Origin of the sequence: Pseudonocardia sp. NPDC049154 (assembly GCF_040648315.1) — a bacterium.
Lineage (GTDB): Bacteria > Actinomycetota > Actinomycetes > Mycobacteriales > Pseudonocardiaceae > Pseudonocardia.
This window is the reverse complement of the sequence record NZ_JBEZDN010000032.1, coordinates 1-22,578: the sequence shown is the minus strand read 5'-3', so window position 1 is coordinate 22,578 and position 22,578 is coordinate 1. Positions and strand designations below refer to the sequence as shown.

15 protein-coding genes are annotated in these 22,578 nt (G+C 74.8%); 11 read left to right on the top strand and 4 right to left on the bottom strand.

All coding sequences use genetic code 11. The features are described 5' to 3' along the window. Positions 1–588: 588 nt before the first annotated feature. Together AB0B41_RS17705 and AB0B41_RS17700 are read right to left on the bottom strand one after the other, a co-directional pair. A complete protein-coding gene (locus tag AB0B41_RS17705; RefSeq protein WP_358204282.1) occupies positions 589–1,383 on the bottom strand; it encodes a M23 family metallopeptidase in 795 nt (264 codons plus the stop codon). Between the two features lie 314 nt (positions 1,384–1,697). Further along, complete coding sequence (locus AB0B41_RS17700; RefSeq protein ID WP_358204279.1) at positions 1,698–2,672, bottom strand: alpha/beta fold hydrolase; 975 nt, start codon at positions 2,670–2,672, stop codon at positions 1,698–1,700. Between the two features lie 535 nt (positions 2,673–3,207). On the opposite strand from AB0B41_RS17700, the gene sucC reads away from it, so the two are divergent. The 8 genes from sucC (at position 3,208) to AB0B41_RS17660 (ending at position 15,909) form a co-directional block, all read left to right on the top strand. Next, on the top strand, positions 3,208–4,395 hold the full coding sequence (gene sucC, locus AB0B41_RS17695; protein ID WP_358204277.1) for an ADP-forming succinate--CoA ligase subunit beta: 1,188 nt from the start codon (positions 3,208–3,210) through the stop codon (positions 4,393–4,395). Between the two features lie 4 nt (positions 4,396–4,399). Next, positions 4,400–5,287 carry a succinate--CoA ligase subunit alpha gene (gene sucD, locus AB0B41_RS17690; protein WP_358204275.1) on the top strand — a complete coding sequence of 296 codons (888 nt, stop codon included), beginning with the start codon at positions 4,400–4,402 and terminating at the stop codon, positions 5,285–5,287. A 151-nt stretch (positions 5,288–5,438) separates the two neighbouring features. Next, positions 5,439–6,365: a DUF5336 domain-containing protein gene (locus AB0B41_RS17685; protein WP_358204272.1), complete on the top strand. Its 927-nt coding sequence runs from the start codon at positions 5,439–5,441 to the stop codon at positions 6,363–6,365. Positions 6,366–6,756: 391 nt separating this feature from the next. Then, positions 6,757–9,066, top strand: a complete 2,310-nt coding sequence (locus AB0B41_RS17680) for a DUF6350 family protein (protein ID WP_358204270.1) — start codon at positions 6,757–6,759, stop codon at positions 9,064–9,066. 230 nt (positions 9,067–9,296) lie between these two features. After that, complete coding sequence (gene purN, locus AB0B41_RS17675; RefSeq protein ID WP_358204268.1) at positions 9,297–9,947, top strand: phosphoribosylglycinamide formyltransferase; 651 nt, start codon at positions 9,297–9,299, stop codon at positions 9,945–9,947. Continuing rightward, positions 9,944–11,503 carry a bifunctional phosphoribosylaminoimidazolecarboxamide formyltransferase/IMP cyclohydrolase gene (gene purH / locus AB0B41_RS17670; RefSeq protein ID WP_358204266.1) on the top strand — a complete coding sequence of 520 codons (1,560 nt, stop codon included), beginning with the start codon at positions 9,944–9,946 and terminating at the stop codon, positions 11,501–11,503. The genes purN and purH overlap by 4 nt, the downstream gene beginning before the upstream one ends. 1,322 nt (positions 11,504–12,825) lie before the next feature. Further along, complete coding sequence (locus tag AB0B41_RS17665; RefSeq protein WP_358204264.1) at positions 12,826–13,788, top strand: hypothetical protein; 963 nt, start codon at positions 12,826–12,828, stop codon at positions 13,786–13,788. Positions 13,789–14,076: 288 nt separating this feature from the next. Continuing rightward, complete coding sequence (locus AB0B41_RS17660) at positions 14,077–15,909, top strand: DNA polymerase Y family protein (RefSeq protein ID WP_358204261.1); 1,833 nt, start codon at positions 14,077–14,079, stop codon at positions 15,907–15,909. Between the two features lie 86 nt (positions 15,910–15,995). Here AB0B41_RS17660 and AB0B41_RS17655 read toward each other — a convergent pair whose 3' ends face one another. Both AB0B41_RS17655 and AB0B41_RS17650 read right to left on the bottom strand, forming a co-directional pair. After that, positions 15,996–17,441: a M28 family peptidase gene (locus AB0B41_RS17655; protein ID WP_358204259.1), complete on the bottom strand. Its 1,446-nt coding sequence runs from the start codon at positions 17,439–17,441 to the stop codon at positions 15,996–15,998. A gap of 333 nt (positions 17,442–17,774) precedes the next feature. Further along, positions 17,775–18,713, bottom strand: a complete 939-nt coding sequence (locus tag AB0B41_RS17650; RefSeq protein ID WP_358204257.1) for a M28 family peptidase — start codon at positions 18,711–18,713, stop codon at positions 17,775–17,777. Between the two features lie 158 nt (positions 18,714–18,871). Between AB0B41_RS17650 and AB0B41_RS17645 the strand changes: the two genes are divergently transcribed. From AB0B41_RS17645 to AB0B41_RS17635, 3 genes are all read left to right on the top strand, one after another. Further along, positions 18,872–19,267, top strand: a complete 396-nt coding sequence (locus AB0B41_RS17645) for a MerR family transcriptional regulator (RefSeq protein ID WP_358204255.1) — start codon at positions 18,872–18,874, stop codon at positions 19,265–19,267. Next, positions 19,264–19,611: a thioredoxin gene (gene trxA / locus AB0B41_RS17640; RefSeq protein ID WP_358204252.1), complete on the top strand. Its 348-nt coding sequence runs from the start codon at positions 19,264–19,266 to the stop codon at positions 19,609–19,611. Before AB0B41_RS17645 ends, trxA begins: the two co-directional genes overlap by 4 nt. Before the next feature lie 27 nt (positions 19,612–19,638). Beyond that, on the top strand, positions 19,639–22,578 hold a 2,940-nt coding region (locus AB0B41_RS17635; protein WP_358204250.1), incomplete at its 3' end, for an error-prone DNA polymerase.

Sequence of the window (22,578 nt, the reverse complement as noted above, 5' to 3'; positions counted from 1 at the left end):
CGGGGTCGGGGTCGGGCACGCCACGATCGGCGTCGCGCTGGTCTGGCTCACCGGTCGGGACTGCTTCCGGCCGCGGACGGCGCAGATCGGTCCGAAGCGGCGATCACCCCCGACGCCGCCCCCAGTCCGCCACACCCCCCGGCCCACGATTACTGCCCGGGACCGCTTTCGGCCGCGGGTGGTGCCGAAGCGTCCGAACCGGCGATCGCCCCCGACGCCGCCCCCAGCCCCGCCACAGCCCCCGGCCACGATCACCGCCCGGGCCCGCTACCGGCGCGGATGGCGCGGATGGCGCGGATGGCGCGGATGGCGCGGATGGCGCGGATGGCGCGGATGGCGCGGATGGCGCGGATGGCGCGGATGGCGCGGAACTGTCCGAGCCGGCGATCACCGCCGACACCGACTCGGGCCTCACCACACCGGAGGCGCGGGAGCAGTCTGGGGGGTGCTCACCGGCCGCCTCCGAGAGCGCGACCTCGCGGGTTCGGCGCACGACCGCGTCGCCCAGAACGGCCTTCGGATCGCGTCAGGGAATCATGACGCGTTCGAAGTCGCTCTCGGATCGCGTCATGGAACCATGTTGCGCGGCTAGTCGGGGGAGTTCGCCCCGTCGCCGACGACGCGCAGGCCCATGGCCTGCAGGATCGGCAGCGGGTTCATCTTGTTCTTGGCCGCGTCCCAGATCTCGAAGTGCAGGTGCGGGCCGGTGGACTGGCCGCGGTTGCCGACCTCGGCGATCTCCTCGCCGGCCGACACCGTCTGCCCGACGCTGACGAGCGAGCGGTTGATGTGCCCGTAGACGCTGCGGGTGCCGTCGGCGTGCCGCAGCACGACCCACATCCCGAAGCCGCTGGCCGGCCCGGACTCCTCCACGACGCCGTCGGTGAAGGCGAAGATCGGGGTGCCGATCGGGGCCGCGAGGTCGATGCCGTAGTGCGTGACGCCCCAGCGGGCGCCGAAGCCGGAGGTGAACCGGCCGGTGGTCGGCAGGACGTAGGCCTCGCCGTGCTCCAGCACCGCCTGCGGGGCGCCGCTCGAGAGGGCGGCGTTGATCTGCCGGGCGGTCGCGGCGATCCGGGTGCCGATGTCGACGGCCTTGGTGAGGCTCGCGACGTCGAGCTCGGACTTCTCGTCGAGCACCGGCAGCGCCTGCGGCGAGGAGCCGGTCAGCTGGTCGGCGCCGATGGCCTGCGCGGCCGGCGTGGCCGGGTCGATCGAGTCCGCGGTGGGCCCGGCGATCTCGTCCGCGACCGGCAGCATCGCGTTGGCGGCGAGCTTCTCGTAGGGGTCCGCGGCCACGGCGGGGCCGGCGAGCGCCGTGAGCATCGTCTGCCCGGCGGCGACCAGCGCGCCGCCCGCACAGGCGGCGACGGTCGCGCGCACGCGCAGCGACACGGCGGGCGGCGCCGGAAGCCGGTGTCCCGCGCGCACCGTCGCGCGGGGGGTCGCGACGTGCTCGGGGACCGGTCGGGCGCCGCGTGGGGAGCGGTGGCGCAAGACCTGCCCTTCTCTTCGTGCCGGGCCTCCGGGGCGCGCCGGCGTGGGTTCGGGGAAACCCTTCGGCACCGTTCGGGGTCGGCGCCGCGCCGTCGTGATCGCTCCGTGACACGGACGGCTCGAACCTAGCGGGCCGTCCCCGCCGCGTCCAACCCGACCCCCGGGTGTGCGCCGGGTGCCGCCGATCGGACGACCACTGGTCAGGACGCGGGCGAGGAACGCTCACCCTGCGTCGCAGCAATCCGTTCGCGACGCCGCCGGCGCTGGCGAAAAGGGTGGATCGGTAGCTCTCCGCGACTGGCCAGCCCGCTCACCACGGCGTGCACCGTGCGCGGGTCGACGGGCAGGGCGAGGTGTCCGACGTCGTCGAGCTCCAGCTCCGTCACGTCGAGGTCGGGGTGGCGCAGCCGGGCGTTGCGCTGCGGCACGACCATCTGGTCCATCCGGCTCCAGACCACGACGAACCGGGTCGTGCAGTCCGGGGCGGGCGCGGCCAGCTCCGCCATCACCTCGGACCCGGGGCGCAGCTGCCGGGCGAGCGGGGTGGGCAGCAGGTACGCGGTGTTGGTGCCGGTGTGCGGGCTGCCCAGCGTGACGAGCGAGTCGACGAACGCGGACCCGCCCAGGCGCTGCACGTAGTACCGCGCGATCACGCCGCCGAGCGAGTGCCCGACGATGTGCACCTTGTCGGCACCCGTGGCCTCGCGCAGCCGTTCGACGTGCTCGCCGACCGCGCGGGCGGCGCTGCGCAGGTCGTCGGTGAGGAGGCTGTAGTTGATGGCGAGCACGGCGCCGAAGCCGCGCTTGCGCAGGGCACGCCGGAACACGGTGAACACCGAGCGGTTGTCCATGATCCCGTGGATCAGCAGGACGGGGGTGCCGGCCGCCTCCACGTCGGCGCAGACGAAGCTGCGCTGGACCGGGTGGAGGTCGTCCGTGCGGTAGTGGGAGCGCGGCCGGATCGTCTCGCCGGCGAGCCCGACGGGATAGAGCGCGACGTGCGCGGCGAGCCAGGCGCTCTCCAGCACCAGGCCCCGCAGCCCGGCCGGCGAGGTGAAGGTCCGCGCGGCGTACCCGGCCGCCTCACCGGCGTCGGCCAGCGCCCGGCCCATGACGGAGCGTGCACCGTCGGCCGTCCTGACCAGGCGGTGCAGTCCCTGCCGGACCGACGCCACGAGGCCACGATAAGGGGACCTTCAGGGATCTGCCGGGTAACGCGGCGGAAATATGCCGAACGGCCGCGTGACGCCCTACCCGACCGACGAGGCAGCCGAACGGAGCAATCCGGCTCGGCAGTCGGAGCAGTTCGGGCGCGAAGCAGGGCCGGAGCGTCGCGGGGTGCACGCCGGTGCTCGTCGCCCCGGGTGAGGCGCTTCTCGAACGCTCATCCGTGGTCACGCACCGTCGTCGCCGCGCCCGGTGGGGAACCACCCGCCTGCCGCGGCCCGACCGGGTGAGGCGCCCGCCCCGCACGGACGACGCGTTGGTCACACACGGGCGCGAGCACGGGCCCGATCCGCCAGGCACGACGGGTGTCCGGAAGATTGACGGAGGGCCCGGTGAGGCAGCTCACCTGGGCGGATGTCATGAAGGTGCAGGGGCGTCGCTAGGGTCCAACGTCGGAGTAGGTCTCTACGTGCGGGCACCTCGCAGGGCGGGCACGGCTTCGCCGCGTCCCTGGTCCCTCGCGACGCTTGCCGGCACAGCGACGTGAATCGGGAGAGCCGAGTGGACCTGTACGAGTACCAGGCGAAGGACCTCTTCGCCGCCCACGGAGTCCCGGTGCTTCCGGGCAAGACGGTGGACACGGCCGAGGCCGCCGAGGCCGCGGCCGCCGAGCTGGGCACCGCGGTCGTGGTGAAGGCCCAGGTCAAGACGGGTGGGCGCGGCAAGGCCGGCGGTGTGAAGCTGGCCGAGACGCCCGCCGAGGCCAAGGAGAAGGCGACCGCCATCCTCGGTCTGGACATCAAGGGCCACACGGTCCACCAGGTGCTGGTCACCACCGCGTCGGACATCAGCGAGGAGTACTACTTCTCCTTCCTGCTCGACCGGTCGAACCGCACCTTCCTGGCCATGTGCTCGGCCGAGGGCGGCATGGAGATCGAGCAGCTCGCCGTCGAGCGCCCGGAGGCGCTGGCGCGCATCCCGATCGACGCGATCGCGGGCGTGGACAAGGCCAAGGCGGACGAGATCGTGGCCGCCGGCAAGATCCCGGCCGAGGTGGCCGACCAGGCGTCCGACGTGATCGTGAAGCTCTGGGAGACCTTCGTCGCCGAGGACGCGACCCTGGTCGAGGTCAACCCGCTGGTGCGCGACCCCGAGAACAAGGTCATCGCGCTCGACGGCAAGGTCACCCTGGACGGCAACGCCGACTTCCGGCACCCGCAGCACGCGGAGCTGGTCGACGAGCGCACCGAGAACGCGCTCGAGGCGAAGGCCAAGGCCAAGGGCCTGAACTACGTCAAGCTCGAGGAGGGCTCGGTCGGCATCATCGGCAACGGCGCGGGCCTCGTGATGAGCACGCTCGACGTCGTCGCCTACGCCGGCGAGAAGCACGGCGGCCAGAAGCCCGCCAACTTCCTCGACATCGGCGGCGGCGCGTCGGCGCAGGTCATGGCCAACGGTCTCGACGTCATCCTGGGCGACCCGGACGTCAAGAGCGTCTTCGTCAACGTCTTCGGCGGCATCACCGCCTGCGACGCCGTGGCCAACGGCATCGTCGAGGCGCTGAAGATCCTCGGCGACGGCGCCACCAAGCCGCTGGTCGTCCGGCTGGACGGCAACAACGTCGTCGAGGGCCGCAAGATCCTCGACGACGCCAACCACCCCCTGGTCACGCAGGTGGCCACGATGGACGACGCGGCCGACAAGGCCGCCGAGCTGGCTGCGGGAGCCTGAGACAATGTCGATCTTCCTGAACGAGAACTCCAAGGTCATCGTCCAGGGCCTCACCGGCTCCGAGGGGACCAAGCACGCCACCAAGATGCTGGCGGCGGGCACGAACATCGTCGGCGGCGTGAACGCGCGCAAGGCCGGCACCACCGTCTCCATCGGCGGCAAGGAGCTGACGGTGTTCGGCACCGTCGAGGAGGCCATCAAGGAGACCGGGGCGGACGTCTCGGTCATCTTCGTGCCGCCGAAGTTCGCCAAGGACGCCGTGATCGAGGCCATCGACGCCGCGATCCCGCTGGCCGTCGTCATCACCGAGGGCATCCCGGTCCACGACTCCGCCTACTTCTGGGCGCACGCCGTGGCCAAGGGCAACAAGACGCGGATCATCGGCCCGAACTGCCCCGGCATCATCTCGCCGGGCAAGTCGAACGCGGGCATCATCCCGGCCGACATCGCGGGCCCCGGCCCGATCGGCCTGGTGTCCAAGTCCGGCACGCTGACCTACCAGATGATGTACGAGCTCAAGGAGTTCGGCTTCTCCACGGCGATCGGCATCGGCGGCGACCCGGTCATCGGCACCACGCACATCGACGCCCTCGAGGCGTTCGAGGCGGACCCCGAGACCAAGGCGATCGTGATGATCGGCGAGATCGGCGGCGACGCCGAGGAGCGCGCCGCCGCGTTCATCAAGGAGAACGTGACGAAGCCGGTCGTCGGCTACGTCGCGGGCTTCACCGCCCCCGAGGGCAAGACGATGGGCCACGCGGGCGCGATCGTGTCCGGCTCGGCCGGCACCGCGGCCGCCAAGAAGGAGGCCCTCGAGGCCGCCGGTGTGAAGGTCGGCAAGACGCCGTCCGAGACCGCCGCCCTGATGAAGGAGATCATCGCGTCCCTGTGACGCCCTGACCTCGATCTTTCCGACGCGCGGGCCCCGGGAACCCTCCCGGGGCCCACGCGTTGTCGTGTCGGGGGACGCGGGCCGACCGAAGCCGTCCGCGGCCGTCGGCTAGCGTCGCCCCGGTTCCACGAGAACGGGCAAGGGAGTGGTCATGAGCCAGACCGGAGCGAGTCCGGAGCCGGCGACCGGGGAGGCACCGGCGCCGCTGCAGGGTCCCGCGCGCACCCTCGTCATGGCGGGGGCCGGGCTGGCACTCGTCGTCTACCTGCTCGGCTTCTTCTCCCCGCTGAGCAGCCTGCTGTACGGGCCGTCGCTGGTGCTGGCGGGCGGCCTGCTCGCCGCGGCGGCGCTGCTGCCGCGGGCGGCGGGGAAGGTGCTCGTGCCGGGGGCGGTGATCGCCGTCGTCGGTTTCCTGTCGCTGGTGCAGGTCGCCGTGGCGGCGGCGCAGTTCGCCGTCGGCGGCATCGAGATCGTGGCGCTCGTGCTCGCGTTCCTCGCGGCCGCGGCGCTGGGCGGCGCGGTGCTGATGGAGGCCGGGCTGCTGAGCATGCCCGCGCGCAAGCCGCAGCAGGCGCCGCAGGGCTACGGCCAGCAGTACGGTCCCTACGGCCAGCAGTACGGCGGATACCCGCCGCCCGGGCAGGGCGGGGGCTACGTCCAGCAGCCCGGACCGGGTGGCCAGTACGGCTACGGCTGGTCGCCGCAGGGTCCGCCGCCGCAGCAGGCGCCGTACGGCCAGCCGCAGGGCTACGAGGGCGGACCGTGGGGCCAGCCGCAGCCCGGGCCCGGTCAGCAGGGGCCGTCCGGCCAGCCGGGGCCGGCGCAGGTCCCCGGTCAGCAGGGTCCCCAGCCCGGCCCGCAGGCGGGCCAGGGGCAGCCGCAGACCGGGTGGGCCGGCGCGACCGAGTCCGGTGCGCCGTCGCCGACGCCGCCGGGCGGGCAGCCCAGTGAGCTGGAGCAGACGCGGATCGAGTCGCCCCGTGGGGGCGATGAGCAGGGCAGCGGCCGGCACGGGCGGGCCGAGGCCGACCGCACCACCCGGATCCCGACCGAGGGCGAGCGCCGCAGCGAGAGCTGAGCACTCCCCGGCAGGGGGTGCTGTCCCGCGAGTCGGGAGTTCTGGCACCGCGAGTCGGGGGTTCTGGCACCGCGAGTCGGGGGTTCCGGTAGCGCGAGTCGGGGGTTCCGGTAGCGCGAGTCGGGGGTTCCGGTAGCGCGAGTCGGGGGTTCTGGCACCGCGAGTCGGGGGTTCCGGTAGCGCTAGTCGGGCTGTGGCTTCGGCGAGTCGCGCTGTGGGCTTCGGCGAGTCCGGGCCGGGCGTCGGCGAAGCGTGCCCTGAGCGTCGGCGAGGAGTGCTCCGAGCTTCGGCGAGGCGGGACCTCCCGCACCGGGGGGTGGCGTCCGCCCGCACCCCGGCGGCCCCGGCGTGGCGGCCTGACTCCCGGCGCCCGCGCTGCGACGCTGGCGGGGTGACCCGTTCGCTGCGTGCCCCGGACCGTGCGGAGGAGGAGCCGGACGTCGCGACCGACGCGGCCGAGACGTCCGGGCCGGAGGTCCCCGAGGGCCTCGACCGGCTCCGCATCGTCCTCGCCGCGGCGATGGGCACCGTGCTGGTCAGTTACGCGATGCTCGTGCCCGCGGCCCTGCTCGTGGTGCTCGCGGGCGGCGGCGCGGACAGCTCCGTCGACGGGGCATTCGCCGCCGCCATCCCGCTCTGGCTGGCGGCCCACCTCATCCCGCTGGCGCTGGAGGGGCAGCCGCTGAGCGTGCTGCCGCTGCTCCCGACGGTGGCGGTGATCGTCGTCGTCGCGTGGGGCGCGCGGTGGGCGGCCCGACGGCTGGGGTGCCGGATCCGGCAGGACGCCGGCGCGGTCGTCGCCGCCTCGGCCGGTGCACACGCGGCCGTCGCGGTGCTCGGCAGCGCCCTGCTGCCGACTTCGGCCGCGGTCGGCGCCGCCCCCTGGGCGGCGATGCTCGGCGCGGGGCTGATCGCCGCGGTCGGTGCCGGGATCGGCGTACTGCGCGCCTGCGGTCTGCCGGCGGACTGGCGGGAGCGGCTGCAGGGCTGGCCGGCCGCCGGACTCGCGGCCGCAGCGGTCGGCGGCGCCGCGCTCCTGCTCGCCGGTGCACTCGCCGTTCTGGTGGGGCTCGTCGTCGGGGCCGGCCGGGTGCACGGCCTCTACCAGGCGTTGGCGCCGACGGGCGGTGCGGCTCTGGGGATGACGCTGCTGGGCCTGGCCTACCTGCCGAACGCCGCGATCGCCGGCGCGTCCTGGTTGCTGGGCCCGGGCGTCGACGTCGGGCTCGGGGCGTGGACGCCGTTCGGCGGCGCACCCGCCCCGCTGCCCCCGTTCCCGCTGCTCGGGGCCCTGCCGACGGTGCCGTCGCCGGCCTGGGCCGTCGTCGCGGTGATCGTGCCGGTCGGGATCGGGCTGGTCGTCGGCGGGATCTGCCGGACCGTGCTGGGCCCGGAGTCCACGCTGCCGGAGCGGATGCGGGCGGTCGCGGTTGCGGCGGGCACCCTCGCCCTGGTCGCGGCGCTCATCGCCAGCCTGGCCGGCGGGCGGTTGGCGGCGGGGCGGTACGACCCGGTCGCGATGCCCGCCTGGCTCGTCCTGCTCGCGGTCGTGGTGTGGATCGGCGGGCCCGCGGCGGTCCTCGCGCTGGTGCAGCGGGGTGGCCCCGGGCCGGAGGAGGTCCGGGACGACGAGGAGCTCGGCTGGTACCGGGACGGGTACGGGGCCGAGGAGGAGGTCGCCGCCGGGGAGGGCGGCCCGGCCGAGGCGGTTCGCGAGGACGGTGCGCCTGATCAGGTCGAGGACGGGGACGACTGGGACCGCGCCGACGATGCCGACGACTCGGAGGACGGGGCGAACGGGCCCGGGCGCGCCGAGGGCTCCGACGGCCCTGAACGTACCGAGGGCTCCGATGCCTCCGACGGGTTCGGCGACTCCGGTGAGCCCGACGAGTTCAGTGGCTCTGCTGGCTCCGCCCGCCGCGACGGCTCGGGGCGCGGCGAGGCTTCGGAGGGCGAGGCGGCCGATCGCGCTGGCCACGGTCGCAATGATGCTGCCAGCGGTCCGGCCGCCCACGATCCGAACGGCGCCGCCGGCGCTGAGGGCGCTGACGCCGCCGGCGCTGAGGGCGCTGAGGGCGCTGACGCCGCCGGCGCTGAGGGCGCTGCAGGCGCGAAGCAGCGCGTCGACGATGTGGTGGGCAGGGACTCGTCGTCTGAGGCCGACCCAGCCGAGGATGCGGCGCCCGACCGGGAGGACGTGCCACGCAGCCGGGCATCCGGCAGCTCGCGCAGCCGGGACGGTCGCGCTCGCACCGGCCGCGGGCGGGCGGTGGAGCGCGCTCGCGCCCGTCGGCAGGAGCGCAGCAACGGCACCCGCAGCCGTCCGGTCCGCTTCCGCCCGGGTGCTGCGCAACCCCCGGCGCTTCGCGCCGTCGAGGACCTTGCGCCTGACGCGAACCGTAAGGTCGTCGAGAACAAGGCCGAGCTCGTCGAGGAGCGCCTCGTATCGTCCGCTCCAGCCGGGGGCACCGAGTCCGACGAGCGATCCGAGCGCGGGAACGGGGAGGACCACGCGGACCGGCCCGAGCGCGCCGAGCCGACCGAGCCCGCCGAGGCTTCCGCGGGCCGGGCCGCCCCCGCGCAGCCCACCGAACCCGAGCCACGCCCGCGCACGGTGGGTGAGCTCGTCGCCCTGCGGGCGAGGCAGGCGGAAGAACGTGCGGCCCGCGAGGCCGAGGAACGCGACAGCGACGCTCCATGATCCCCATCCGGAGTCGGCACTGCGGCCCGGCGTCCTCGTTCGGACGGTGCTCCCACCACGTCACAACCCTTGATCCACGTCCGGGCAGCGGGACGCTCGCTTCCCGAACGTCTCCCTGCCCGCACGCGGATCACGGCCTCCTGACTGGATCGGGGCAGGTCCTCGCGCTGTGACCGCCGTCGCGGCCTAGGCTGGAGGGGTCCGTCAGAGCCGCCCGCCCGAGGAGATCCGTGCCCGCCCCGACGAGCGCACAGCCCACGTCGCGGGACGGCCCACCCGGGCGCGCCCGCCTGGTGGTGCTCGCCTCGGGCTCCGGCACCCTGCTGCAGGCCTTGCTCGACGCCGCGCTCGATCCGGCCCACCCGGCGGAGGTCGTCGCCCTCGGGACCGACCGGCCGGGCGTCGAGGCGCTGAACCGGGCCACCCGCTCCGGCGTCCCCACCTTCACCGTGCGGCCCGCCGAGCACCCGGACCGCCCGGCGTGGGACCGCGCGCTGCTGGCCGCCGTCCTGGAGCACCGGCCGGACCTCGTCGTCAGCGCGGGGTTCATGCGGATCCTCGGGGCGCCGTTCCTCGACGGCATCGGCCGCCCCATCATCAACACCCACCCGGCGCTGCTGCCCGCGTTCCCCGGCGCGCACGCCGTCCGCGACGCCCTCGCCCACGGCGTCACGGTCACCGGGACCACCGTCCACCTGGTCGACGCCGGCGTGGACACCGGGCCGATCCTGGCCCAGGAGGCCGTCCCCGTGCTGCCCGGCGACACCGAGGCCGTGCTGCACGAACGCATCAAGATCGCGGAGCGGCGGTTGCTCGTGGCCACCGTCGCGACGCTGGGTACCGGAAAGACGCTGTGCAACCGAGAGGCGAGAGTCCAGTGAGCGAACGCAGGCCGGTCAAGCGGGCCCTGATCAGCGTCTACGACAAGGCCGGGCTGCTCGACCTGGCGACCGGGCTGCACGCGGCGGGCGTGGAGATCGTCTCGACCGGCTCGACCGCGCAGCGGATCGCCGACGCCGGGGTGCCCGTCACGCCCGTCGAGGAGCTGACCGGGTTCCCCGAGTGCCTCGACGGCCGGGTCAAGACCCTGCACCCGCGCGTGCACGCCGGCCTGCTCGCCGACACCCGTAAGCCGGAGCACCTCGAACAGCTCGAGCAGCTGGGCATCGCGCCGTTCGACCTGCTCGTCTCGAACCTGTACCCGTTCACCGAGACCGTGGCCTCGGGCGCGACGCCGGCGGAGTGCGTCGAGCAGATCGACATCGGCGGGCCCGCGATGGTCCGGGCGTCGGCGAAGAACCACGACAGCCTCGCCGTGATCACCGACCCGGCGAAGTACGCCTGGGCGCTCGAGCAGATCGCCGCCGGCGGGTTCGTGCTGGAGGACCGGCGCCGGCTCGCGGCCGAGGCGTTCCGGCACACCGCGGCCTACGACGTCGCCGTCGCCTCCTGGATGGGATCGGTGCTGGTCGGCGGCGAGTCGGCCTTCCCGGAGTGGGCGGGCGCGACGTGGACCCGCAAGGCCACCCTGCGCTACGGCGAGAACCCGCACCAGGCCGCCGCGATCTACACCTCCGAGGCCGGCGGGTCCGGGCTGGCGCGCGCCGAGCAGCTGCACGGCAAGGAGATGTCCTACAACAACTACGTCGACGCCGACGCCGCCTGGCGCGCCGCGCACGACCACGGCGACCGGCCGGCCGTCGCGGTGATCAAGCACGCCAACCCGTGCGGGATCGCGGTGGGTGCCGACGTCGCCGAGGCCCACCGCAAGGCCCACGCCACCGACCCGGTCAGCGCGTACGGCGGCGTGATCGCGACCAGCCGCGAGGTGTCGGTCGAGATGGCGCAGCAGGTCAAGGACATCTTCACCGAGGTCGTGGTGGCCCCCGGGTTCGCGCCGGAGGCGCTGGAGATCCTGCGGTCGAAGAAGAACATCCGGCTGCTGCGGATCGACGGCGAGGTCGCCCGGCACGGCGCCGAGATCCGCCCGATCAGCGGCGGCCTGCTGATGCAGCAGCGCGACGCGGTCGACGCCCCGGGCGACGACCCCTCCTCCTGGAAGCTGGTCGCCGGCGAGGCCGCGGACGAGCAGACCCTCGCCGACCTGGCCTTCGCCTGGCGCGCCTGCCGCGCGGTGAAGTCCAACGCGATCCTGCTCGCGTCGGACGGGGCGGCGGTCGGTGTCGGGATGGGGCAGGTCAACCGGGTCGACTCCTGCCGGCTCGCGGTCAGCCGGGCCGGGGAGCGGGCGCGCGGCGCGGTCGCGGCCTCCGACGCCTTCTTCCCCTTCCCCGACGGCCTCGAGGTGCTGATCGAGGGCGGCGTCAAGGCCGTCGTGCACCCGGGCGGCTCGATCCGGGACGACCAGGTCACCGCCGCGGCCGCGGAGGCGGGCGTGACGCTCTACCTCACCGGCACCCGGCACTTCGCCCACTGATCCCGCCGGCGGGCGCCCTCACGCCCGCACGCCCTGATCGTTCCGAGTGTGACGGCGATGTCGCGGCTGCGGCTGTCCCGTAGCACTCGGAATGATCATGTGGGTGATGATGGGCCTTCGCACGGGCCGTGATCGTTTCAAGCGGGACGCTGCTGTCGGGCGGGCAGCGGTGCTGCGGCGTTCAGATCGATCATGCGGCCCGAGCGGGCACCCGGCCGTGATCATTCCGAGTGTGACGCGGCTGTTGCGCCAGCAGCAGTGCGGGAGCGCTGGGGTTGATCACCTGGCTGGTGATCGGGTCGGGCGCGACGCAGAGGGCCGTGATCGTTTCGAGCGTGACGGTGCGGTCATCGCGGCTGTTGCCCGGTAGCGCTCGGAGCGATCATGGGCTGGTGAGCGGTGTGAGCATCAGCCGAACCATGATCTTCCGAGTGTGACGCGGCTGCTGTGCCGGCAGCTGTGCGCCAGCGCTCGGATTGATCGCGCGGCCGGTGCTCAACTGAGCGCCTGTCGTGATCGTTCCGAGTGTGACGGTGCTGTCGTGGCGTGAGCAGAGCGGTAGCGCTCGGATCGATCAAGCGGTTGTGATCGGCCTGAGTGGCACCGTGTTGCTGTCGGTGTCGCAGTGAAGTGTCGCTCGAAACGATCACGTGCGCGGCCCCTCCGGGTCCACCCGATCGCGGGTTGAGGGCGTCGGTGGACTGAGCTAGAGTTCGAACAAAAGTTCGAACGCCGTCTTCCCCGCGGTGTGCCCGTCGTGCGGGGGAGGTGTGTCGTGAGCTGCCGTCAGGCTGCCCGCGTCGTCCGTGTCTCAGTCGTCCGTGTCTCAGTCGCCCGCGTCTCAGCGAGTCGCGTCCCAGCGCGCCGCGTTCCGGTGTCGCGGGCGGTGCCGGTGCAGCTGCGCTGGCCGCGGCGTGTCTGCCGGCGACCGTTCCACCCCGGCACATCCGCTCCGCACCCCGGCACATCCGCTCCGCACCCCGGCACATCCGCTCCGCACCCCGGCACATCCGCTCCGCACCCCGGCACATCCGCTCCGCACCCTGGTACATCCGCTCCGCGCTCTGGCACACCCGCTCCGCACCCCGAGCACCCGTTTCGCGTGGCGGCGCTCGGGCAGCAACCCGCACACCCGTTTCTCCCTGCCGCGTCCAGTCGGCAGCCCGCACACCCCTTTCGCCCTCACACACCCGCTCCGACCTGCTCGTACACCCGGAGTGGCGCCGTACAGGTCGTCGACAGGGTGTGCGACTGCAGCAGAGGGTGTGCCGGGTCTCTGCTCCCGCCACGTCGGCCCGCCCCGCTCCGGACGGCGGTGCGCCGTGAGTGAGGCCTGGGCGCTCGAGGCGGCGTTCGACACGGATCCCTGGCCGGTCGACGGGCCGGGGCACGGGGAGGGCGAGGACCCGGAGGGCGGCGTGATCGTGGGGAGCGGTCGCCCGCCCGCCGACCCGCGCACCCGGAACCTGCGGGTCCACGGAGCGGGGCGTCCGGTCCGGTCCGGCCGTCCGGCGGGTTCGGGAGGGTCGGGCGGGGAGAGCGCCGCCGAGCGGCTCGCGACGGCCCGCGGGCTGCTGCGGCGGATGGAGAACCGGTCCTCCGTGGCGGCCCGTCCCGCGCCGACGCCGGGCGACGACGGGCGGGTCCTCCCGGTCGTCGCCCCGCTGGCTCCGCTGCTGCCCGGGGGCGGGCTGCGGCGCGGCTCCACCGTGTCGGTCTCGACCGGCCCGGGATCGACGTCCCTGCTGTTCGGGCTGCTCGCCGAGGCCTCGGCCGAGGGCGCGTGGGCGGGGGTGGTCGGGGCGCCCGGGCTCGGCGCGGTCGCGGCCGCGGAGGCCGGGATCCGGCTGGAGCGGCTCGCGCTGGTACCCCGGCCCGGCGCGGACCTCGTCGCGGTCACCGCCGCGTTGCTCGACGGGCTGGACCTCGTCGTGGTCGCGGGCGCCGAGCGGGCGGGGGTGCGCGCGGCCGACCGGGAGCGGCTGGAGGCGCGGGCCCGGCAGCGCGGTGCGGTGCTGCTCGCCCTGGGTGCCTGGCCGGGTGCCGATCTGGTTCTCGGGTGCTCGCAGGCGGAGTGGCGGGGCGTCGCGCGCGGCGCGGGCCGGTTGCGCTCGCGGTGTGCGGTGGTGCGGTCGACCGGCCGCGGCACGGGGGCCTCCGGACGCGAGGCGGAGCTGCTGCTCCCCGGGCCCGGCGGTGCGGTCGCGGAGCGCGAGGAGATCCGCCGTGCCACCCCGATCGACGAGTGGACGGACATCCCCGTGGCCCGGGCGGCGGTCTCGTGAGCGACTCCCACGATCGACGGAGCTCCCGACCGGCGGCCGGCCGACCCGGAGATCATCACCCCGGACCGACGTGCGCCGCTCACGGCCGTGAACGGTCCCAACCGGCGATCACGCCACTGCGGGTGTCACAAGATCACCAATCCGGACCGACGCGCGCCATTGACGGCCGCGAATGGTCCCGCCCGGTGATCATGCTGCAGGTGTCGGGAGATCGCCGTTCCGGACCGGTGCCTGCGACCGTCCCGACTCCCCAGCTTCCGGGCCGCCACCCACACCGGGAGGGCTCTCATGGCTGAGCCCGGCGAGCGGGTGCTGGCGTTGTGGTCCCCGGACTGGCCCGTGACCGCGGCGATGCAGGCCGCGCACGTCCCGGCCCACCGCCCCGCTGCGGTGTTCCTGGCCAACCGCGTGGTGGCCTGCTCGGCGGGGGCGCGGGCGGCGGGGGTGCGGCGCGGGCTGCGCAGGCGGGACGCCCAGGCGCGGTGCCCCGAGCTCGCCGTCCTGGCCCCGGCCCCGGACCGGGACGCGCGGCTGTTCGAGCCGGTGGTCGTCGCCGTCGAGGAGCTGGCCCCGGGGGTGGAGGTGGTCCGGCCCGGCCTGCTGGCGCTCCCGGCCAAGGGGCCGGTCGGGTTCTTCGGCGGCGAGCGCGAGGCGGCCGAGCGGCTGATCGACCAGGTCGCCGCGCGCACCGGGGTGGAGTGCCAGACCGGGTTCGCCGACGGGCTGTTCGCCGCTGTGCTCGCCGCCCGCCGCGGGGTGGGGGTCGAGCCCGGCCGCAGCGCGGAGTTCCTCGCCCCGCTCGGGGTGGAGGAGCTCGACCGCGAGCCCGACGTGGACCGCTCCGAGCTGGTGGACCTGCTGCGCCGCCTGGGCCTGCGCAGCCTCGGCGCGTTCGGCGCGCTGGCCCAGGCGGACGTCGCCTCCCGGTTCGGCGCCGACGCCGTCCTCGCCCACCGGCTCGCCCGCGGCCTGGACCCGCGCCCGCCCGTGCGCCGGTGCCCGCCCGAGGAGCTCGCCGTCGCGATCGAGCTGGACCCGCCCGTCACGCGGGTCGACGCCGCCGCGTTCGCCGCCCGCACGCTGGCCGAACGGCTGCACCGCACCCTGGCCGGGCACGGCCTCTCCTGCACCCGGCTGGGGGTGTGGGCGCGTACCGAGGGTGGGGAGGAGCTGCTGCGGGTCTGGCGCTGCGCCGAGCCGCTCACCCCGTCCGGGACGGTCGACCGGGTGCGCTGGCAGCTCGACTCGTGGCTGACCCGGGGCGGCTCCGGCGCCGTCGTCGAGCTGCGGCTCACCCCGGAGGAGACGGTCACCGCGGGGGCGCTGCAGCTCGGCCTGTGGGGCGACGTCGGCGAGGCGGACGAGCGGGCCGGGCGCGCGCTGGTCCGGGTCCAGGCGCTGCTCGGCCCGGAGTCCGTGGTCACCGCGGTCCTCGCCGGCGGCCGCGACCCGGACGAGCGGGTCCGGTACGTCCCGTGGGGCGACGACCGCGAGCCCGGTTCCCGTGCCGCCGGGCCCCTCGAGGGCCCGCCCGCCGAACCGCCGGTCGAGGGGTTCGGCCCGTACCCGGACGGCCCGTCGGCCGGGCTGCGGGTGGTCGGCGGCGAACCGGTGCCCGTGCTCGACCCGGTCCTCGAACCGGCCCCGCTCCCGCGCGAGACCCCGCGCGGGTTCGCGCCCGACGCCCCCGAGGCCGCGCTCCGGGGCACCGCCCCGACCGCGACCCAGGGTCCGGCCGCCCGCAAGCCCGGCCGGTCGCGGCCGATCCGGACCGGCAAGGCCGCGCGGGACCCCGTCCCCGCCTGGCCCGGCCGTCTCCCGGCGCCGTCGCCGGCGACCATGCCGGAGGAGCCCATCCCGGTCGAGCTGCACACCGCCGAGGGCAGGCCGGTCGGTCTGCACGAGGCCGACATGCTCGCGGCCGATCCGCACCGGCTGCTGCTCACCGGGCATCCCCCGCGGGAGGTCCGGGACTGGGCGGGGCCCTGGCCGGTGCGCCGGCGCTGGTGGTCGGCCGACGGCCTCACCGGGTCGCGGCTGCAGGTCGAGCTGGCCGACGGGGTGGCCCTGCTCCTGCTGTACCGGGAGGAGCGGTGGTGGGTCACCGGCATCTACGACTGACGGCGCCACGATCGGCCGCCCCACGACCGACGGCCCGACCGGCCGCGCCACGACCGGCCGCCCCACGACCGGCCCTGCGACCGCCGCTACGACTGCCGCTGGGGCACCCCGGTCAGGTCGAGGGCGAACCGGCCGACCGTGCCCGCGAGGGCGTCGACGTTGCGGTCCAGCGCCGTGCGGTCGACGTTGGCCGTGGTGTCGCAGGCCTGGTGGTAGCAGGCGTCGTACGGGCGGTCCGCCTGGCCGCCCCACTGCTGGGCCTGCTGCGCCGACTTGCGCTCCTCGGCCCCGGTGAACAGGCCGCCCGAGGGGATGCCGGCGGCGATGAACGGGCCGTAGTCGGAGCGGCCGTCGAAGTCGGTGCCCGACCCCTGCACGCCCAGGGCCGAGAGCTGGTCGAGCAGCACCCGCTCCACGGCCGCCGAGCCCTCGGGGCCCGGGCCGGCGCCCTGCTTGTCCGAGTCGTCGCCGTCGTAGACGAGGTAGCCGGCGTTCGGCGAGCCGACCATGTCCAGGTTCACGTACAGCGCGATCTTCTGCGCGTCGGCGGGCGCGAGCCCCGCGACGTACCGGGTGGAACCGACCAGCCCGAGCTCCTCGGCGCCCCACCAGGCGAACCGGACGGCGTTGGCCACCGGCGGCGTCGGGCCGAGCGCGGTCGCGAGCTCGAGCAGCGCGGCTGTGCCGGTGCCGTTGTCGTTGATCCCCGGCCCCTCGGGCACCGAGTCGAGGTGCGCCCCGGCCATCACGACCCGGTTCGGGTCGCCGGTCGTCGTCTGCGCGATCACGTTGCGACTCACGGTGTCCCGGGTCGTGGTGGCCAGCAGCAGGGTGATCGGCGTGCCGCCCTTCGTCGCGAGGTCGGCGCCTGCGGAGGCGGTCACGCCCGTGGTCGGCACGGTCTCGGTGGACTCGCCCAGCGTGCCGTCGAGCCGCTCGTTCTCGGTGTTGACCACGACCAGCCCCGCGGCGCCCGCCTTCTTCGCGTTCTCGGACTTGGCGCCGAAGGGGCAGGTGCCGCGCTTGACCAGCGCTATCGCCCCGGCGGGCATGCCTGCGAAGTCCTCGGCCTCGCAGCCCGAGGTGGCGTCCTGGGCCACGACGTGCAGTGGCGCCGTCACCCCGCCCGCCGGAGTGGACGGGGAGAAGCTCATGACGGTGGACTCGACGGTGCGGCCCTCGACGGTCAGCCGCTGGTCCTGCACGGCGAAGGCGCGGACGTCGAAGGTCGGGGTGTCCACGGTGAACCCCGCGTCGCGCAGGGTCTGGGCCACGTAGTCCACGCTGGCGTCGTAGCCGGGGGTACCGAGGGCGCGGTTGCCGCCGTTCGCGTCGGCGATCTGCTGCAGCCGTTCCAGGCGGGCGAAGGCGCCGTCGCCGCTCACGGTGGACATCAGCCGGGCGGGCAGACCCGGATCGGGCGCCACGGCCGTCGCGGACGGTGGTGCGGGCGCGGTGGGCGCCGTGGAACACCCCGCGAGCACGAGCACCGCGAGCCCGGCCGCCGTCGCCGCCAGTCGTCGTCCCCGCATGGTTCCCCCTCCGTCACCGTGTCGTCGCACAGTGTCCGGCATGGGTGGGGTGCGCGCCGATCACCCCGATCGGGTGGGTCGCCCGGACCGGCCCGGGTCCACGGGTGTCGCACGGGCGCAGCACAGGTGTTTCTCAGGTGGTGGGAGTGGACTGATCACAGCATCACGGACGTCGTCGGAGCTGGTGACGGAGCCCCGACGACCGCCGGACGCGCGCGACCGGACGCTGGGGAGCCCCCGGTACCGCGCCGCCGGCAGGCCCGGATGACGCCGGTCGGGGGCTGGGGAGCGGCCCGGCCGGCGTCATCCGGTGGGCGACCGGGTGGACGTCGATCAGGTGGTGGAGGTCGCGAGGCTCCCGAGCGTGCCCGCGGCGGCGTCGCCGAAGCGGTCCAGGGCGACCCGGTCCACGTTGGTGAGGGTGTCGCAGGCCGTGTGGTAGCAGCCGTCGAACACCTGGCCCGCCGTGCCGCCCCACCTCGCGGCCTGGTCGGCGGTCTTGACCTGCTCGTCCCCCGCCAGCAGCCCCGCGCTCGGAATGCCGGCCTTCACGAAGGCCGCGTAGTCCGACCCGTCGTCGAACTCCAGGGTGTCCGGCGCGGCCCCCAGCGCCGTCAGCCGGGCCGTGAGGTCATGGCTGGCGGGCTCGTCGCCCTGCACGAAGTAGCCCCCGTTCGGCGAGGCCGTCATGTCGAGGTTGAGGTACAGCCTGATCGCGCGGCGGTCGGCCGCGGACAGCGAGTCGACGTAGCCCTGCGAGCCCTCGAAGTCGCGCTCCTCGGCGCCCCAGAACGCGAAGCGGACGGCGCGGCCCACCGGCGGGGAGCCGCCCATCTTCGTGGCGATCTCCAGCAGGTTCGCCACCCCGGTGCCGTTGTCGTTGATGCCGGGGCCGTCGCGCACCGAATCCAGGTGGGCACCCGCGAGGACGACCTGCCCGGGATCGCCGGTGCGGGTCTGCGCGATCACGTTGCGGTACTGCGCGTCCCGGAAGGTGAACGTCGGGGTGGTGACCTCGAAGCCCGCCCCGCGCAGCACCTCGGCGACGTGGTCGACGCTCGCGTCGTACCCCGGCCGCCCGGTGGCGCGGTTGCCGCCGTGGGCGTCGGCGATCCGCTGCAGCTCGCCGAGCTGGGCATACGCTCCGTCGCCGCTGACCTTGGCCACGAGTCCGTCCGAGAAGGCGGACGGCACGGGCGACGGCGACGTGGGCGTGGCGGCGGAACAGGCCACCGCGAGTCCCGCGAGCAGGGCGGTGAGGCTGGTGCGCATGATCCCAGCGTGTGGCGCCCGGTGACGGTGGTCGACCATGACCCTCCGATCGACGGTCCTCACCCGGATCATGAGGACCGAACGGTGATCCCGCCACTCGAATAGTGGCGTTCACGTCGGCGGCAAGGTCTAGCGTCGCCGGCGGGAGGGGACGGACGATGCGGATCGGCGAGCTGGCGGAACGGGCCGGGGTGAGCCCCCGGGCGTTGCGGCACTACGAGGAGCTCGGGTTGCTGCCCGCGCGACGGCGGGCGAACGGCTACCGCACCTACGGCGAGGAGGACCTGCGGGCGCTCGCCGAGATCCGTGCGCTGGTCGGGCTGGGCCTGTCCCTGGAGGAGACGCGGCCCTTCGTCGAGTGCCTGCGCGCGGGCCACCCGAGCGGCGCGAGCTGCGCCGACTCGATCGCGATGTACCGGCAGAAGCTCGCCGAGGTGGACGCGTCCCTCGCCCGGCTCGGTGCCGTGCGCGCCGAGCTCGAGGCGCAGCTGCAGTCCGCACTGCGCGAGCGGGCACCGGTACCCCGGTGCGAACTGACCGTGGAGGAACCGTGATCGAGACCGTCACCGACGAGACCTTCGAGTCCCGGGTGCTACGCGCGCCCGGGCCGGTGCTGGTCGACTTCACCGCGACGTGGTGCCCGCCCTGCCGGATGATCAAGCCGGTGCTGGCCGAGCTCGCGGTGGAGCTGGCGGGGCGGCTGGAGATCGTCGCGCTCGACGTCGACGACTCCCCGAAGGCCGCCGCGGCGGCCGGGGTGATGGGCATGCCGACGCTGAGCCTGTACGTCGACGGGCAGGTGGTCACCCAGGTCGTCGGGGCGCGGCCGAAGGCGGCGGTGCGGGCCGCGGTGGAGCAGTTCCTGCCTGTGGACAACTCCGTCGCGGCGGCCCGTTAGAACAGATGTTCGAGTACGCTCCGGGGCATGGGATGGAGCAACCCGGACGTCACCTGGCGGGAGCTGGAGGCCGCGTTGTCGGGCCGCGTCGGCTCGAGCATGCGCGGCGGCCCGGAGGCCGACGGCGGCGACTCGCCGGCGTGGTCCCGCAAGCGTGAGCCGTACGAACCGCCGCCCGAGCACACCGGTCCGGCGGGGGAGACCGTCCCGTACGCGGAGCTGCACTGCCACTCCAACTTCAGCTTCCTCGACGGGGCGAGCCATCCCGAGGAGCTGGTCGAGCAGGCCCACGAGCTCGGCCTCGAAGCGATCGCCCTCACCGACCACGACGGGATGTACGGCGTGGTCCGCTTCGCCGAGGCCGCGCGCGAGCTGGGCGTGCGCACGGTCTTCGGCGCCGAGCTGAGCCTCGGGCTGCCCGCCCCGCAGAACGGTGTGCCGGACCCGGAGGGCAGTCACCTGCTGCTGCTCGCGCGCGGCCCGGAGGGCTACGGCGCGCTGTGCCGCACGATCAGCGCCGCACAGCTGCGCGGGGCGGAGAAGGGCCGTCCGGTGTACGACCCGGTGGAGGTCGTCGAGGACACGCGCGGCCGCGTCGTCGCGCTCACCGGGTGCCGCAAGGGCACGGTGCAGCAGGCGTTGCGGGCAGGCGGGCCCGCGGCGGCCGCGGAGGCGCTGCGCGGGCTGGTCGAGCGGTTCGGCCGGGAGAACGTGGCCGTCGAGCTCACCCACCAGGGCCTGCCCACCGACACCGAGCGCAACGACCTGTTGGCCGGGCTGGCGGCCGAGGCCGGCGTCCCGACCGTGGCCACCACCGGGGCGCACTACGCCACGGCCGACCGGTTCCCGCTGGCGTCGGCGCTGGCGGCGGTGCGTGCCCGCCGCAGCCTCGACGAGGCGGACCCCTGGTTGCCCGCGGCCGGTGGGGCGCACCTGCGCGGCGGCGCGGCCATGGCGGCCCGGTTCGAGCGGCGGTACCCGGGCGCGGTGGGCCGGGCGGCGGAGCTGGGCCGGGAGCTGGCCTTCGAGCTGCAACTGGTGGCGCCGGACCTGCCGCCCTTCGACGTGCCGCCGGGGGAGACGGAGGCGACCTGGCTGCGCGCGCTGACCTGGCAGGGCGTCGCGAAGCGGTACGGCAGCCGCGCGGAGAACCGGTTCGCCGCGGACATGGTCGCGCACGAGCTGGCGATCATCGAGGCCAAGAACTTCCCGGGCTACTTCCTGATCGTGGCCGACATCGTGGCCTTCTGCCGGCGGGCCGGGATCCTCTGCCAGGGCCGCGGCTCGGCCGCCAACTCCGCGGTCTGCTACGCGCTGGGCATCACCAACGTCGACGCGGTGCGCCACGGCCTGCTCTTCGAGCGGTTCCTCTCCCCGGACCGGGACGGCTACCCGGACATCGACCTCGACATCGAGTCGGGCCGGCGCGAGGAGGTGATCCAGTACGTCTACCAGCGGTACGCGCGCACGCACGCGGCCCAGGTGGCCAACGTGATCACCTACCGGCCGCGGTCGGCGGTGCGGGACATGGCGAAGGCACTGGGCTTCTCGCCCGGCCAGCAGGACGCGTGGAGCAAGCGGATCGAGCGCTGGACGGGGCTCGACACCGAGACCGTCCCGGAGGACCTGCCCGTGCCGGTGCTGGCGCTGGCCGACCAGCTGCTCGGCTTCCCGCGGCACCTCGGGATCCACTCCGGCGGCATGGTGATCTGCGACCGGCCCGTGTCGGAGGTCGTGCCGGTGGAATGGGCGCGGATGGAGGACCGGACGGTCGTCCAGTGGGACAAGGACGACTGCGCCGCCGCCGGGCTGGTCAAGTTCGACCTGCTCGGGTTGGGGATGCTCACCGCGCTGCACCTGATGATGGACCTGGTCGAGGAGCACGAGGGGTACGAGGTCGAGCTGCACGAGCTCGGGGAGAGCGACCCGGCGGTGTACGAGATGCTGCAGCGGGCCGACTCGGTGGGCGTGTTCCAGGTCGAGTCCCGGGCGCAGATGGCCACGCTGCCCCGGCTCAAACCGCGCGAGTTCTACGACCTGGTCGTCGAGGTGGCGCTGATCCGGCCCGGACCGATCCAGGGCGGCTCGGTGCACCCGTACATCCGGCGGCGCAACGGGCTCGAGGAGTGGGAGTACGACCACCCGCTGCTGGCGGGCGCGCTGGAGAAGACCCTCGGCGTGCCGCTGTTCCAGGAGCAGCTCATGCAGATCGCGGTCGACGTCGCGGGTTTCTCCGCCGCCGACGCGGACGAGCTGCGCCGCGCCATGGGTTCCAAGCGCTCCACGGAGAAGATGGAGCGGCTGCGGGAGCGGTTCTTCGCGGGGATGGTGACCCGGGGGATCCCGGACGACGTCGCGGAGACGATCTTCCGGAAGATGCTGGCCTTCTCCAACTTCGGCTTCCCGGAGAGCCACTCGATCAGCTTCGCGTCGCTGGTCTACTACAGCTCCTGGTTCAAGCTGTACCACCCGGCGGCCTTCTGCGCGGCGCTGCTGAACTCCCAGCCGATGGGCTTCTACTCCCCGCAGTCCCTGGTCGCCGACGCCCGGCGGCACGGGGTGCGGGTCCGCGGGCCGGACGTCAACGTCGGCGGGGCCGCGGCGATCCTCGAGCCGGACGAGGAGAGCGCCGGAGGGCGGGCGATCCGCACCGGGTTGCGCGAGATCCGCACGGTCGGCACGGAGCTCGCCGAGGAGATCGAGGCCGAACGGGAGCGCGGGGGCCCGTACCGGGACCTCGCCGACCTGGCCCGCCGGGTGCGGCTCACCGGGCCGCAGGCGGAGGCGCTGGCCACCGCGGGGGCGTTCGGCTGCTTCGGGATCGACCGGCGGGCCGCGCTGTGGGCGGCCGGGGTGGTCGCGGCGGTGCGGCCGGAGCACCTGCCGGGGGGCGGGGGCGGGGGGGGGGGGCCCGCCGGGCCGGGGGTGTGGGGGGTGGGGGGGGGCGGGGGGGTGGGCGGGGGGCCC

Excerpts from the sequence above, each read along its gene's own strand:
- sucD (WP_358204275.1), top strand. The coding sequence starts at position 4,400 with ATGTCGATCTTCCTGAACGAGAACTCCAAGGTCATCGTCCAGGGCCTC.
- AB0B41_RS17685 (WP_358204272.1), top strand. The coding sequence starts at position 5,439 with ATGAGCCAGACCGGAGCGAGTCCGGAGCCGGCGACCGGGGAGGCACCG.
- AB0B41_RS17660 (WP_358204261.1), top strand. The coding sequence starts at position 14,077 with ATGGCTGAGCCCGGCGAGCGGGTGCTGGCGTTGTGGTCCCCGGACTGG.
- AB0B41_RS17655 (WP_358204259.1), bottom strand. The coding sequence starts at position 17,441 with ATGCGGGGACGACGACTGGCGGCGACGGCGGCCGGGCTCGCGGTGCTC.
- AB0B41_RS17650 (WP_358204257.1), bottom strand. The coding sequence starts at position 18,713 with ATGCGCACCAGCCTCACCGCCCTGCTCGCGGGACTCGCGGTGGCCTGT.
- AB0B41_RS17645 (WP_358204255.1), top strand. The coding sequence starts at position 18,872 with ATGCGGATCGGCGAGCTGGCGGAACGGGCCGGGGTGAGCCCCCGGGCG.